The organism is Vagococcus intermedius (assembly GCF_029144185.1).
Taxonomy (GTDB): Bacteria; Bacillota; Bacilli; order Lactobacillales; family Vagococcaceae; genus Vagococcus_D; species Vagococcus_D intermedius.
Genome location: NZ_CP110232.1, coordinates 1,192,059 through 1,206,242, shown reverse-complemented (window position 1 = coordinate 1,206,242; position 14,184 = coordinate 1,192,059). Strand labels below are relative to the sequence as shown.

Here is a 14,184-nt window from a genome sequence, read left to right as displayed (position 1 = left end):
ATTTATTAGGTAATAGTCACAATTAGTCAGAAAATGATTGAGTATCATAGCCTTTTTCTTTAGCCCATTCAATTTGATCATTGATCCATGCTTGGCGAAAAGAAACAGAACTCTCATCCATAGGAACTTCGAGATATTGGTTTGTTTCCACATCATAAGGAACATGGTATTCTGACATTTGAGTATCGACTTCTTCATTCTCACCGTAGTAAGGCATTGTTTCAGATGCAGAGTGTGAGTCATACTCTGCAGAATGTATAGTCTCTGTGGGAGCAATTTCTAGCGTCGTATTATTTTCTTGTTCCCAATCATTTTGTGGTGATTCAATTATATTGTTATTATTGGTAGGGGACGTAGTCTGAGACGATGGTGTTGCTTCTATTTCTTCAGATAGTGTGTCGATGTGAACCGGTTTATCTGCATAATCTGACTCATCTTTTTGTTCAGTTGAAATAGCATTTGACTTATTAGTATTAGTAGACGCTTTTGTTTTATTATTTTGTTCTGTTGAAGTAGTTGTTTTTTCATTTTTTTTTGAATTATCTGTTTTTTTAGCGTTTGCTTTGTTAGGAGAGGTTGAGTGCTCTTTTTCAGGTAGTTCTATTTTATCAGTTTTAATCGGTTCTGTTTCCTGTTCTTTTTTACCGCAAGCAACCAAGAAGAGTGAGCTTATTAAAATAACAGGAAAAATACTGTGTTTTTTCATACTATTTATACCTCCAATTTATTAATTCATCTATCTTCCTTATTTTATCTTACATTCTCATTAAATACTAATATAAAGGTGTAAGTAATACTCACAAAAGAAAAAAATTTCATTTTTAAACATATTAAATTTAATTGGTGTCCTCCTTTTGAAATAAAAACAACCTGATTAGTCAAACTAATCAGGTTGTTTTTATTTGTAAATCCCTTTTTTTAGTAAAATAGACGAGTCCACTAGCAAGAATAAACCAACAACAAGAGTTAACCAATGGATTTGTTTAGTTTGTACATAATCAACCAGTGATACACCGAGTAAAACAACCCCTGCAAAAAACATGACACAGAGTGATAGTAATTTTAGTTTTCCAGAACTACTAATCGCTTGATCCTCATTTTTATTAGTAGTGATGGTAAAATCAGCTACAGATACATCAAAGGTTGCTGCCAATCTGGCCAACTCCTCAGGAGATGGTTTTAACTGACCTTGTTCCCATTTCACGATATCTTGAGTTCTAACTTTTACTTTTAAAGCTAAATCGGCTTGGGTCAATCCGGCTTCCTCGCGTAGTTGGCTTATTTTTTTTCCTATTGTCATAAAATGATCATCCTTTCACGTGTACTCTCTTCCCTTATATCATAAGACATAACTACAAAAATGCCAACCGTTGCGCTAAGTTTATCCTAAATTGTCTAAATATTGTGCCAATGCAGAGTTATTAAGAGAAAAGTGCTAGCGATAGTAATCTTTTATAGTACACTATTAAAAGATAGATAGTAAAGAATGTTAGACTGGTAATATGATGTTAAAATGAGTTGTTAAAGAAGGGGAATTATAATGAAGCATCCAAATAAGGAGATAATGATAGATCTTATTAAAAAGCAGTGGCAAAATCATTCGATATATGCAGCAGTTATCACTAATGATGGAGTAATTATTTCTGAAGGGACAACGACAGTTGCTCAATCATGCGATCCAACAGCTCATGCGGAAGTAAATGCAATTAGAGAGGCGAGTCGATTGTTAAAAACCAGTCAGTTTCCTTCAGGTTATTGGTTATACTCTACTTTTGAACCTTGTCCTCTTTGTTCCTCTGCAGCTATTTGGGCTGGTTTGGATGGAATTGTTTATGCTAACAATCCTACTTATCGCGGTGATTTACCCAACTGGTCATTCATTCGTTGTGCTGATGTCTTGGAAAAAGGGCGTGACATCCATCAGGTTACGCTTTATTCTGATTACCTAATAGAAGAAATCAAAGGTTATTTTACAAGACACAAGAAAGATAATACTAAGTCTGAAGATGAACATGGCGAGGTTTCGTCGTTATAAGTAATTTTTTTCAGCTGAAACTGCTTATTTTGTTATATCCAGGTGTATAATAAACGTATCATTAAAGAATGGAGTTGTAACAAGGATGACACATTTATTATTGTTGGAAGAAGCCAAAGGCAATCAAGAAGAATTAGTTAATATAAGACGACGAATTCATAAAAATCCAGGAACAGGGTTTGACTTATCCGATACATTAACTATTGTCGAAGAAGAGTTGATCAAATTAGGTTGTGAGCCTAAGCGTTGTGGTAAGTCGGGTATAGTAACAACAATTGGTAATCCGACTGGTAAGTGTTTTTTATTAAGAGCTGATATGGACGCTTTGCCAATTGTAGAAGAAACTGACTTAGCTTTTAAATCACCTAACGGCAAGATGCATGCTTGCGGTCATGATTTGCATACGACCATGTTATTAGGGGCAGCCAAGTTATTAAAATCTCATGAAGAAGACTTAACAGGTCTTGTGAAGTTAATCTTCCAACCAGCTGAAGAAATTATGTTGGGTGCTTCTGATATGATTGAAAATGGGTGTTTAGAAAACCCTCAAGTGGATGCAGGAATGATGATGCATGTGATGCCTGCTTTACCTTTAGATGATGGTATGATTTTAATATCACCAAAAGGTAAAGCCTTGTCATCTTGTGATTGGTTTGAAATAATTGTAACGGGAAAAGGTGGACATGGTTCAACGCCACACACAACGATTGATCCTATTGTAGCAGCTTCCAATATCCATCTTGCTCTGAATGAAATTCAATCACGAGAAGTAGCAACGGATGATTTTATGAGCCTAACAGTAGGAGAATTCCACGCAGGAACGACTTCAAATGTTATTCCTGAAACAGCAGAACTTAAAGGCACGCTGCGAACATACAATGATGATACTAGAGCGTATGTTAAAGAACGTATGAAGGTCATCGGTGCATCAATTGGGCAAGCTTATCGTTGTCAAGTTGAGGTAAACTTTTTAGCAGGTTGTCCGACTCTTGAAAATGATAGCAGCTTAGTAGAGTTGGCTAATCGTATCTTACCAGACTATATTGGTGAAACAAAATTAGTGCCACCAACTGCTCTTTCTGGTGGGGCTGTTCAAATGGGTTCAGAAGATTTTGCTTATTTCAGCCAAAAAATTCCGACGGTCATGAGTTTAATTGCAGCAGCAGATTCTAGACAAAGTCCAGCCTACCCTGTACATCATCCAAGTCTAGTTTTAAATGAAGACATTATTCCATATGGTTCAACCACTTATACGGCTATCGCAATGGAATGGTTAAAATCTAATAAATAAAAAAACATGTAGCCAATCTTGAAAAGATTGGCTACATGTTTTTGATTGTTTTGATATTAGGAAAAAGGTTCTTCCTTAAATAAATAGCTGATAAAAGATAGCATAAAAGTTTTTTTATTGGTTATGATGATGTCAAATAAAACTATGACATAATGGCAGGTTAGTTTCAAAAAAACATAATCATGGAACAACATACTAGTTACACTGTAAGAGAAAAGCAGGCATTTATTAAATGATGACTACTTTTTAAGAGTTAGCAGAAAAAGAAAAGGAGAGGATTATATGTCGGATAATAAAATCGAAGAAATTCAAGAGTTAGATCAATCAAGAGTATTACAATCATGGAGTAGACAAAAAAACAAACGAAACAATATCATTATTAAATCACAGGGTGTCAAGTTTACAGATCAAAAAGGACGAGAGTATTATGACATGTCTTCTCAGTTAGTTTATGCTAATTTAGGACATAAGCATCCAAAAATGTTGGAAGCATTCAACCAACTTTCTGGCTTAGAAATTGTTGCAACTGGCTTTGCATCCAGTAGTAAGTCAGAATTAGCTGAGAAAATTATTGACGTGGCTCCAAGTAATATGAAAAAAGTTTATTTTACAATGGCTGGAGCTGAAGCAAATGAACATGCTATTAAAATCGCTCGTATGGTAACAGGCAAACATAAAATTTTATCACGTTATCGTTCCTATCATGGTAGTACGTTTGGTGCAGGGAATTTATCAGGTGAGAGTCGCCGGTTTCAGGTAGAGCCAGGCTTACCAGGATTTATAAAATTTAAAACACCGTATCTTTATCGAGAAAAGCTAACATTTTCAGATGAATTAGATTATACCAATTATTTATTAAGTGAGTTGGACAAACAAATTCAATTTGAAGGCCCAGAAGACATAGCTGCTATTTTTATCGAACCGATCCCAGGTAGCAATGGCGTTTTATTACCGCCAGAAGGGTATTTAACCGGACTTTCAACCTTATGCAAACGCTACGATATTTTATTGATTTGCGATGAAGTGATGTCTGGGTTTGGCAGAACAGGAAAATGGTTTGCAGTGGATCATTTTAATGTTCAACCTGATATTATTACCTTTGCTAAGGGTGTTACCGCTGGTTACTTACCTTTAGGAGGAGTGATTGTATCAGATAGAATAGCTGAGTATTTTGATGAGAATGTCCTTATGACAGGTTCTACTTATAGTGGGCATGCAATGGCTTGTCATATGGGCTGTGCTGCTTTAAATGTCTACCATCAAGAAGAGATTATCAGCCATGTGCAAGAGATGGAATCAGTTATTAATAGTCGCTTAGAAAAGTTAAAAGAATATAAGTATGTTGGAGATGTTAGAAACATTGGATTATTTTCAGCGATAGAATTAGTTAAAGATAAGCAAACAAAGGAGCCTATCATCGATTATGGTCAAGATTACGGCAAAGATTTACAGGGACATATGTCAACCTTATTAGCTTGTTTGTTAGACAAAGGTTTTTATACTTATTCTCACGAGTCTTGTATTTTTATTTCTCCGCCACTAACGATTACTAAAGAAGAAATTGATAGTGCTTTCGATTTGTTGGAATTAGGGTTGACCCAATTTATTTTAGATCATCCGAGCTTAACTTAAGGAGGGATTTTATTGTCAGCGATTAAAAAATTTTCACATTACATTGACGGGAAATGGATTACACCCAAGGGATACGAAGGAGAACTAATCGTCAATCCAGCAACCGAAGAAGTGATAGGTGAATTAGTTTATGGAACAAAAGATGAGACCAGACTGGCCATATCAGTAGCTAAAGAGACCTTTAAAAAATGGTCACAAGTGAGTATCCCGAAAAGGGGTCGTTATTTATTTGAGTTACATCATCTGTTGCTTGAAAATAAAGAAGTTTTAGCAAACTTAATCACGTTAGAAAATGGTAAATCTTTCAGTGAGTCTATGGGAGAGGTACAAAGAGGGATTGAAAATGTTGAGCATGCAGCTAGTATTGTTAACTTAATGATGGGGGATTCTTTAGCAAATGCCGCTTCAGATATTGAAGTAACTAACTATCGTTACCCATTAGGCGTTGTTGGTTGTATAACCCCCTTTAACTTTCCTATGATGGTGCCATTTTGGTTATTTCCAATGGCAATAGCAACGGGGAATACCGTCGTATTAAAACCTTCAGAAAAAACACCACTTTTAATTGAAAAAATGATGACACTAATTGAAAAAACTGGTATTCCAAACGGAGTCGTTAATGTTGTTAATGGTAGCCACGAGGTGGTAAATGAACTTTTAGAAAACCCGGAAATAAAAGCGGTTTCATTTGTGGGGTCGAAAAAAGCCGGAGAGTATGTTTATAAAAAAGCGACAGCTAATTTAAAAAGAGTTCAAGTTATGGCAGGCGCGAATAATCACGTTATTATTTTAAAAGATGCAAACTTGGACAAAGCCGTTTTTGAATTAATAAATGCTAGTTTTGGCTCAGCTGGAGAGCGTTGTATGGCGGCAGCTGTAATTGCCGTTGAAAATGACATTGCAGATCTTTTTGTTGCAAAATACACGTCAGCGGCTAAAAAGCTTGTTTTAGGTAATGGTCTTAAAGAAGGGGTATTTTTAGGTCCAGTGATTCGGAAAGAAGCCAAAGAAAGAATCTTTGCAGCTATCCAAACAGGGGTAGAGGAAGGTGCATCCTTATTATTAGACGGAAGGAAAAAAGGCTTAAATACGAGCGGTTATTTTATTGGACCAACTATCTTTGATCATGTCACCTCAAGTATGTCAATTTGGGAACAGGAGCTATTTGCCCCGATTGCCTGTATTACACGCATCAACTCTTTGAAAGAAGGAGTTGATCTAGCAAATAGCTCGGAATTTGCGAATGGCGCGTGCCTCTTTACAAATAACACCTCAGCTGTTCGTTATTTTAGAGAAAAAATCGATGCGGGAATGTTAGGAATCAACTTAGGTGTTCCAGCTCCATTAGCTTGGTTTGCCTTTTCAGGTTGGAAAAATTCATTTTTTGGTGATTTACATGCTAACGGTAAAGATGCTGTTGAATTTTATACGCATCGCAAAGTAATGACTGCTCGCTATGCAGAAGATGATTTATAAAAGTTAAATTAATTAAGTTAGGAGAGAGTTCGGATGACATTTGATATAACAAGATTTATGGAAAAAGTCGTTTCTAAAAATGCGGGAGAAGTTGAATTTCATCAAGCTGTTCGTGAGGTAATAGAGTCTTTAGCTCCTTATCTCAAAGAGAATCCTACATGGTTAGAAGATAAATTGTTAGAACGTTTGGTTGAACCAGAAAGAGTGATTACTTTTCGTGTTCCTTGGATTGATGATGAGGATACTGTTCAAATTAATCGAGGATGGCGTGTGGAATTTAACAGCGCTATTGGGCCATATAAAGGTGGGTTACGATTTTCACCACATGTCACCCTAGGTACTTTAAAATTTCTAGCATTTGAGCAGATATTTAAAAATAGTTTGACATCGCTACCTTTAGGTGGTGGCAAAGGAGGAGCTGATTTTGATAGTACTGGAAAATCAGACAGAGAGATTATGCGTTTTTGCCACTCTTATATGACAGAGCTATATCGTCATATTGGCGAACATACGGATATACCTGCAGGTGATTTAGGTGTTAATAAACGTGAAATTGGGTATCTATTTGGACAATATAAGAAAATAACTAATGAGTTTACAGGCGTTTTAACAGGTAAAGGAATGGAATGGGGCGGTAGTTATTTCAGACCTGAAGCGACAGGATATGGCGTTGCTTATTTTTTAGATAATATGCTTAGAAAAGCAGGTAGTGAGCTGAAAGGAAAACGGGTATCCGTATCTGGTTATGGAAATGTTGGCTCATTTTTAATTGAAAAAATAACAGAGTTAGGTGGAACAGTAGTCACTATATCAGACAAGAAAGGGTACGTATATGATGAACAGGGAATTAGGGGCGATAAAATTGAGTTTGTTAAAAATTTATGGTGCCGTGACCATTTACCAGTTGAAGCGTATGCTAAACGTTATAATCTCCCTTATATTCTTGGGCGAAAACCTTGGGAAGTCGCAGTTGATATTGCGATCCCTTCAGCTTGTCAAAATGAATTGACGGAAGAAGATGCTAAGCAATTACTAAGTAATGGAATCATTTGTGTTTGCGAAGCTAGTAATATGCCAGTTACTAAAGAAGCTTTTGACTTGTTAAAGCAACATGATATTTTATTTGGTCCGGCTAAAGCAGCTAATGCCGGAGGTGTGGCTGTTTCTGGTTTAGAGATGACTCAAAATAGTCTGCGTTATTCATGGAAACCAATCGAGGTAGATCAAGAACTTAAACAAATAATGAGAAATATCCATGATAAATGCGTCGAATTTGGGACTGTTGATAATAAGATAGATTATGCTGTTGGTGCGAATATTGCCGGATTCCTCAAAGTAGCGCAAGCTATGCGTGATCAGGGAATCGTGTGATTGCCTGATTTAAATAAGTCGTCAGTCTGATAAATAACTTCTCCCATAAGAAAGGCGATTTAATATCATAAAATAGAAAAAATGAGATATCAACAGGTAGAGTCATAAAACGATCACTAATCACAATATCCGCCTTGCTAATATCAGTCTCATAGTTAATAAAGGTATTTGAAAAATAAAAATTTAACTGTTTTTTCACTGCTTGTTCAGTATAGATAGACTCTGGAAAGTGTAAAAATATAGACACTTTTGCAACAACAGGCGGTGAGAAATTAGTATGTAAAATACGAGAGATGCAAACGGTATAAGCATCTTTCTGTTTGATATCCCACTTAGAATATGATGAAATAATAGAACGGACAACTTGTTGAATATGTTGTTCTGTCTGGGAGTAGTACCGACTCTCTTCTTCAAATAATTGTTGTCTATCTCGGTATCTAAATTGATAAATATAGTCCATTGATAGTAAGTCTATACAAGAAGAAAACAGACAAATATAATAAAAGGTTTCAAAAAAGTTATCTGCTGAGATTGATTTAGGGTAAGCCAACGCATTTGTTTGAAAATAACGGATTATTTTTTTAGCTAGACGAATTAGTTCATTGTTCTTGATTTGATAAAGTTGATAGCCTCTAGTCAGTCGCTGGTCATATGATTCACTCGTGAGAATAATTAACCTTTCAAATAAATTGTAAAATAAAAGACTGTCAGATTGTTCCTCAAATAAATGCGAATACCTAACTAGTAAATTATTTTCAGTTACAATGTTGTTTAATATTTCAAAAATGTCATGATTTTTTATAATTAGGTTTTTTTGAAAAGCGTGTCGCGTACGGGCGATGGATAGGAGTTGAGATAGGGTATCGTGCTGTGTTTCATTTAAATTATGAGAAGTAGTTTGAAAGGTTTGTTGGTGATACAAAGCATTTTTATTGTCTAAAATAGTAAAACGAGTCAACGACTCACTAACCAAAAATAAAAAAATCACTAGTGTAGCTTCATCCCCAACTAGCTTTATTTTCTGATGCTTAAGGATCAGTTGGACGTGGTAGGGTGCTAGTTTTTTATTAATATCAGTTAGGCAGTTATAAAGGTAACTAGTTGAAATATTTATTTTTTGTGCTAATTTTACGACTGGGATATGGTTATTTGAAATGACGCTAGTCAAAATGGTAAATGTAATCGATTTTTCTAAAAATTGTTTCATCAGTAATTCAATTAACTGAGTTAAGGAAAATGATGAATGATTATAAAAAAGATAAAAAATTTTATCTTTTTTAGTAATTCTAATAGAGTGATTACTTAAGACTATTAACTCACTATTGAGATTTTTGATTAGTCGGTGAACAGAACTAGCGGATACTTTCAAAAGACTTTGGATATCCGAAGCCGTAAAATGAGACTTATTAGCAATAAAAATCAAAATTTTTAAACTATAACGTTCATTTTGTTTAAGGAAAATTGAAAACATAGAATCCCTCCTAGTGGATAACTGAAAGATCTAATGTATAAGATGAATGAATTAAAAGTCCATAAATTGGCAAAGGGAATGAGTAGATGATGGAGTATTTTCTACAGTATACGTCGAAAATTAAATTTCTACAATAATAATCTTTACAATAAATGTACTTTTAATATAAACTAGTGAGTAAGTTATAAGCATTAATAGGAGGAGGAAATTATTATGTGTACAGGTATTGGTTTCGTTACAAAAGATGGACAGGTGACGTTTGGTAGAACGCAAGAATACGCTTTACCTTTACCAGTTCAAGCAGCAATTATCCCCAGAAAATTTGTGTCTAAATCACAGCTACTAAGCCCAATTACTTTTAAGTATGCGACTCTCGCAGTCGTAATGGATGGGAAAATGGCGGATATGAATCTTCGCGATAAAATGTCCAAGGAAATGCCTGATTTGAAAAATATCTTATCAGAAACAAGTGAAACCGAACTAATTATGGACGGTGTCAACGAAAAAGGTTTAGCAGGTGGCTCCTTTTATTTTGGCAATGGCTACAATAAATACGCCGAATTAGAAACGATTCAAAAATTGAACAAAACGCCACTACGTGGTGAAGAAGTTGTGACCTACGTTTTAGCTAATTATTCGTCTGTTCAAGATATTAAAGAACATATCAATCAAGATGTTCAAGTTGCTAATGTTAAGAACTTATTAGGAGATGCTCAGCCCCAGCACTATGTCTTTTATGATCAAAGTGGGGCCTCGATTTCAGTTGAACCAGATCATTATGACGGTTTTACCATCACAGATAATAAAGTTAAAGTATTTACTAATACGCCTCACTTTGATTGGCATTTAAAGAACTTACAAAATTATACTGGACTGAGTTGTTATGCAACTCCTACTCGTAATATTGGAGAGCAAGAAGTATTTTCAGGAGGACTTGGAAGTGGTTTAACGGGATTACCTGGAGACTTTACACCCCAGTCACGTTTTGTCAGAGCCGCTATTTTACGTGATTTGATGGTAGTACCAGAAAATGTTGAAGAGGCATTGCATCATACGTATAATTTATTAAATCAATTTGATATACCTTACGGTGCAATTCGTAAAACGAGTCCCTTTAATCCTGAAGAGGAAACTATTCAATATACCCAATACACTTCAGCTTATGGCTTAAATCCAGAAAAATTAATTTTGACAATTAAAACGTTTGAAGACAATCAAATTTCTAGATTGGAAATGACTCCGGATCTATTTGAGGGTGAAAAAGTTTTAAGAGCAGCTGTTTCTAGAAAGGAATCGTATCATTTTTTAAAAATAGGAGTGTAATCAGCCATAGTCGTCTCATAATAATCAATTTTTATGAAAAAAATTATACTGTTATCTTAATAGCGATAAAACTATAAAATGAAGGATTTGCGTCCGCTTTCTAATGAGGCTAGTTGTTATCTCAAAAAAATGTGTATTTACTATAGCTAATTTAAATAGTAGTCTGTGTTAGTGACATCATGCGGAAACGTGATGTTACTGACTTTTAATGCTAATCTTAGCAAGTAAAGAAACCTTAATTTATCAACCCCAAAAACCACTTCAAGCTAACTTATTCAGTTATCATGAGGTGGTTTTTGGGATTTAAGATAGACATTGTATTATATAATCATGAGATTTATTTAATCGGTAATCTAAGTTTATTAAGATGAAAAATTTCTGAAAATATGAGATACTATTCTCTGTTGCTAATTGGATTTTAGTGACGCTAGGTGAAAAGAAAGAGGGAATGATTTGGACGTATTAATTAAGTTGTATCAACCGTTCTTTGATAAGGCGAATTGGTTGGATTTTCTAGGATCATCAAGTTCTTGGGTACTATTATTAACGTTAGTAGTAATGGAGTGCTTGTTGTCAGTTGACAATGCTGTAGTACTTGCCGCTCAAACAAAAACCTTAGATGACCCTAAAGATCGAAAAAAAGCATTGACGTATGGCTTATGGGGAGCTTATATTTTTAGATTTATTGCGATAGGATTAGGGACATTTTTAATTCATTTATGGCAAATAAAAGTATTGGGTGCACTCTACTTAGTTTATTTAGCTTATAAGCACTTTTTTGGCAGAAATAAGGAGCAGCTAGATCAACATGAAACATCAAGCAAAAAACGTGGTTTTTGGCAGACCGTTATTTCAATTGAACTAATGGACATTGCCTTTTCAGTAGATGCCGTTTTAGCATCTTTAGCAGTATCAGATAATCCTGTAGTCATTTTACTAGGAGGGTTTGTTGGTATCCTATGCATGCGTGGTATCGCACAAATTATAGCAAGCTGGATGGATAAAATTCCAGAATTAGAAGGCATGGCTTACTTCTTGATCTTCTTTATTGGTATCAAACTATTTTTATCAATCCCTATGATTGATATTGAAATACCAACAATGTTATTTGCTTTAGTAGTTTTCTTATCCTTTGTTGTAACAATTGCTATTAATAAATATCGCAATCGTAGCCGAGAAACTATCTAAAAGTAAATCATAAAAAGAACGTGTCAGACTTTTCAACAGTCTGGCACGTTCTTTTTATAGCGTATTAAACCCAAGTAGTGACATCATCTACAGGTAAACGGACAGAAGAATACCCATCTTCGTCTGCTTTACCAATACTGATAATCATCACTGGTAGGTAACGGTCAGAATCTAAACCAAAAGTCTGAGCCAAGTTATCGTGATCAAAACCACCAATTGGGTTGGTATCGTAACCGTAAGCTCTAGCAGTTAGCATAAATTGCATCGCAACTAGCCCAGCGTCTATTAAGACAATATCCTTTAGTTTTTCTTTTGACATATTATTATAAATGGGAGTAAACATCTCTAGCTGACGTTTTTTCACTTCTTCTGGCATCAATCCTTCTGCAACAGCTTGAGATAAAATTTTGTCTGCATTATCAAAATTATTTAAGTCTCCAAAAATTAAAATCATCGCAGCGGAAGTATCATTTTGAGTTGCATTAAATTTAACCAATGGTTTTAATTTCTCTTTGCCTTCAGGGCTGGAAATAACGACAAAACGCCAAGGCTGCATGTTAATAGAAGAGGGGGCAGTAATAGTATCTTTTAAGATAGCTGTCATTTCGCTTTGGCTAATTTTGACAGTCGTATCATACTTTCTAATTGAGCGGCGTCCCTTCATAATAGCTGAAAAATCATTATTTTTATAGATATGTGTTGTCATAGTTGACTAGCCTCCATATTATTTAAATTAGTAATTACTAATCAGTTGTCAGTTAATTGATTATAGAACAACAAATATAACATGAAGTATTTTTTTTGTAAATATACTGATCGCATCAAATAAAAAAAAGAAGTAGCATTTTCTACCTCTTTAATTTCTTTTTATTTTAATTGGATATTCGCTGTAAATTCTTGATAACTGGAATCATTACCCGTTTCATAAACAGTGTCAAAGGCTGTTTCTTGGTCTTCAACTAATTCTTCATCATGACTGGCACGCCACTCGACATTAAAATTTGTTAACTCTTCGATATTTTCTAATTCAGGTAGATTATAAATAACAAAACCTTCCTTTGTTTCACCAGATTGTACTTGTCCACCTATTTGGTCACTAGCTAACATGTTAGCTTCAACAATTTGTCCATTAATATTTAATTGTGATTGATCAGGATAAACGTCTAAAGGAATATCACTCTTATTATTTAAAGAGAATTTAACGCCAACTAAACCTTGACCTTCGATACCCGAATCTGCCATTACCTCAGGGTCCATCTTGACAACTGAGACCTCGCCAATGCTAGTTTCAAGACCATTCCAATTAGTATTCCAGTCTGTAGTATAGATTTTTTCATCTTGTACGCCTTCAGGTTCTGGAAGCTGTTCTTTCTTTTTTTTCATAGCTGTTTTTTTATTATCAGTCTGACCCTTATCATCATTTTTTGCTGACTGTTGCTCCGACTCATTTGTGACAGTTTTATTTTTATCGAGCTTCGCGTTGTTTTTCTTTTTATTGTGAGTGTTTTCAGTATTACTGTGCTCTTTATCGTCTTTCTGGGACGTTGTCTTCTTTTTCTTGTTGGTCTTATCTTTTAAAGGTGTTTCTTCTGAAGGTTCCTTCTTTTTAGTCTTGTTTTTAGAAGTGTCTTCTGTTAGATCTTGTTTCTTTTCTTCCTTGGGTTTGAGCGATGGACTACAAGCGGTAAGAACTAAGACAGCGAGTAGAGTAGCGCTTAATAATTTTATCTTTTTCAAAATAGTCTCTCCTATGCAATTATTCTAGAAATAATAGGTGTTTACCCTAGCATAATAACATATAAAGAAAAAATTTGTTTACAAAAAAAGTGGGTATTAGTATAAAAATAGTCTAATTTAAAAAAATTTTAGCTTTTTCAAGACGTTTTTTCACGGTTAGGCCTAAAATGCCCGCTCCAATTGCTTTTATAATTCCCGGTATAATAAAAGGGTAAAAACCTATTTTAATGGCTATATCCCAAGGCTGTGATGTTTGATACTTTAACCAAATTGTGCCAACTAATAAAGTCGCTAAGGCACCCAAACAATTAGCGTAACTAGCTTTGAAAAAGGTTATAGAATTATTATGTAGTAGGCTGGCTGTAATCAGTGTTGTTAATAAAAATCCTAATAGATACCCTCCGGTAGGGCCTAAAAAGACAGGCAAGCCACTTGAGCCACCAGCAAAGACTGGCAGACCAATTAAACCTAATAACCAGTATAATAAAAGAGCTTGTGTAGCGTTTTTAGGCGATAATAGGGTAGCTATTAACCCTACGGCAAAAGTTTGGCCAGTTAAAGGAATAGGGCCCAAAGGCAAAGTAAATTGAGCTAGTATCGCAATTAAAATAGCTGCTTGTGCATTAAAAATCAGATGTTTTAGTGGTGTTTTTTTCATAA

The 14,184-nt window shown here is 34.8% G+C and carries 13 protein-coding genes; 7 read left to right on the top strand and 6 right to left on the bottom strand.

The features are described from left to right. Nucleotides 1-22: 22 nt before the first annotated feature. The gene (locus tag OL234_RS05555; protein WP_275468255.1) at nt 23-706 is read right to left on the bottom strand and encodes a hypothetical protein; all 684 of its coding nucleotides are present in this window, start codon (nt 704-706) and stop codon (nt 23-25) included. A gap of 192 nt (nt 707-898) precedes the next feature. After that, the gene (locus OL234_RS05550; RefSeq protein ID WP_275468254.1) at nt 899-1,300 is read right to left on the bottom strand and encodes a helix-turn-helix domain-containing protein; all 402 of its coding nucleotides are present in this window, start codon (nt 1,298-1,300) and stop codon (nt 899-901) included. A gap of 240 nt (nt 1,301-1,540) precedes the next feature. Between OL234_RS05550 and OL234_RS05545 the strand changes: the two genes are divergently transcribed. The 5 genes from OL234_RS05545 to gdhA all read left to right on the top strand — a co-directional run bounded on the left by OL234_RS05545 (nt 1,541) and on the right by gdhA (nt 7,805). Continuing rightward, the gene (locus tag OL234_RS05545; RefSeq protein WP_275468253.1) at nt 1,541-2,035 is read left to right on the top strand and encodes a nucleoside deaminase; all 495 of its coding nucleotides are present in this window, start codon (nt 1,541-1,543) and stop codon (nt 2,033-2,035) included. Nucleotides 2,036-2,120: 85 nt separating this feature from the next. Continuing rightward, nucleotides 2,121-3,326: a M20 metallopeptidase family protein gene (locus tag OL234_RS05540; RefSeq protein ID WP_275468252.1), complete on the top strand. Its 1,206-nt coding sequence runs from the start codon at nt 2,121-2,123 to the stop codon at nt 3,324-3,326. 282 nt (nt 3,327-3,608) lie between these two features. Next, the gene (locus tag OL234_RS05535) at nt 3,609-4,958 is read left to right on the top strand and encodes an aminotransferase class III-fold pyridoxal phosphate-dependent enzyme (RefSeq protein WP_275468251.1); all 1,350 of its coding nucleotides are present in this window, start codon (nt 3,609-3,611) and stop codon (nt 4,956-4,958) included. Nucleotides 4,959-4,970: 12 nt separating this feature from the next. Further along, nucleotides 4,971-6,434, top strand: coding sequence for a CoA-acylating methylmalonate-semialdehyde dehydrogenase (locus tag OL234_RS05530; RefSeq protein WP_275468250.1), 1,464 nt, complete (start codon nt 4,971-4,973; stop codon nt 6,432-6,434). Nucleotides 6,435-6,467: 33 nt separating this feature from the next. Beyond that, on the top strand, nt 6,468-7,805 hold the full coding sequence (gdhA, locus tag OL234_RS05525) for an NADP-specific glutamate dehydrogenase (protein WP_275468249.1): 1,338 nt from the start codon (nt 6,468-6,470) through the stop codon (nt 7,803-7,805). Here the strand turns inward: gdhA and OL234_RS05520 are convergent. Beyond that, a complete protein-coding gene (locus OL234_RS05520; protein WP_275468248.1) occupies nt 7,780-9,276 on the bottom strand; it encodes a helix-turn-helix domain-containing protein in 1,497 nt (498 codons plus the stop codon). The genes gdhA and OL234_RS05520 overlap by 26 nt on opposite strands. Before the next feature lie 213 nt (nt 9,277-9,489). Between OL234_RS05520 and OL234_RS05515 the strand changes: the two genes are divergently transcribed. Beyond that, nucleotides 9,490-10,599, top strand: a complete 1,110-nt coding sequence (locus OL234_RS05515) for a linear amide C-N hydrolase (RefSeq protein ID WP_275468247.1) — start codon at nt 9,490-9,492, stop codon at nt 10,597-10,599. 453 nt (nt 10,600-11,052) lie between these two features. Then, nucleotides 11,053-11,787 (top strand): TerC family protein, encoded by a 735-nt coding sequence (locus OL234_RS05510; protein ID WP_275468246.1) that lies wholly within the window; start codon nt 11,053-11,055, stop codon nt 11,785-11,787. A 64-nt stretch (nt 11,788-11,851) separates the two neighbouring features. On the opposite strand, the gene OL234_RS05505 is transcribed toward OL234_RS05510, so the two are convergent. The 3 genes from OL234_RS05505 to OL234_RS05495 form a co-directional block, all read right to left on the bottom strand. Next, nucleotides 11,852-12,493, bottom strand: coding sequence for a nitroreductase family protein (locus OL234_RS05505; protein WP_275468245.1), 642 nt, complete (start codon nt 12,491-12,493; stop codon nt 11,852-11,854). A 161-nt stretch (nt 12,494-12,654) separates the two neighbouring features. After that, on the bottom strand, nt 12,655-13,524 hold the full coding sequence (locus OL234_RS05500; protein ID WP_275468244.1) for a hypothetical protein: 870 nt from the start codon (nt 13,522-13,524) through the stop codon (nt 12,655-12,657). A 112-nt stretch (nt 13,525-13,636) separates the two neighbouring features. Next, the gene (locus tag OL234_RS05495; protein WP_275468243.1) at nt 13,637-14,182 is read right to left on the bottom strand and encodes a biotin transporter BioY; all 546 of its coding nucleotides are present in this window, start codon (nt 14,180-14,182) and stop codon (nt 13,637-13,639) included. Nucleotides 14,183-14,184: the final 2 nt, after the last annotated feature.

Bases quoted from the DNA above. Each gene is read 5' to 3' on its own strand.
- OL234_RS05515 (WP_275468247.1), top strand. From the start codon at position 9,490: ATGTGTACAGGTATTGGTTTCGTTACAAAAGATGGACAGGTGACGTTT.
- OL234_RS05535 (WP_275468251.1), top strand. From the start codon at position 3,609: ATGTCGGATAATAAAATCGAAGAAATTCAAGAGTTAGATCAATCAAGA.
- gdhA (WP_275468249.1), top strand. From the start codon at position 6,468: ATGACATTTGATATAACAAGATTTATGGAAAAAGTCGTTTCTAAAAAT.
- OL234_RS05520 (WP_275468248.1), bottom strand. From the start codon at position 9,276: ATGTTTTCAATTTTCCTTAAACAAAATGAACGTTATAGTTTAAAAATT.
- OL234_RS05495 (WP_275468243.1), bottom strand. From the start codon at position 14,182: ATGAAAAAAACACCACTAAAACATCTGATTTTTAATGCACAAGCAGCT.
- OL234_RS05555 (WP_275468255.1), bottom strand. From the start codon at position 706: ATGAAAAAACACAGTATTTTTCCTGTTATTTTAATAAGCTCACTCTTC.
- OL234_RS05505 (WP_275468245.1), bottom strand. From the start codon at position 12,493: ATGACAACACATATCTATAAAAATAATGATTTTTCAGCTATTATGAAG.
- OL234_RS05545 (WP_275468253.1), top strand. From the start codon at position 1,541: ATGAAGCATCCAAATAAGGAGATAATGATAGATCTTATTAAAAAGCAG.
- OL234_RS05540 (WP_275468252.1), top strand. From the start codon at position 2,121: ATGACACATTTATTATTGTTGGAAGAAGCCAAAGGCAATCAAGAAGAA.
- OL234_RS05550 (WP_275468254.1), bottom strand. From the start codon at position 1,300: ATGACAATAGGAAAAAAAATAAGCCAACTACGCGAGGAAGCCGGATTG.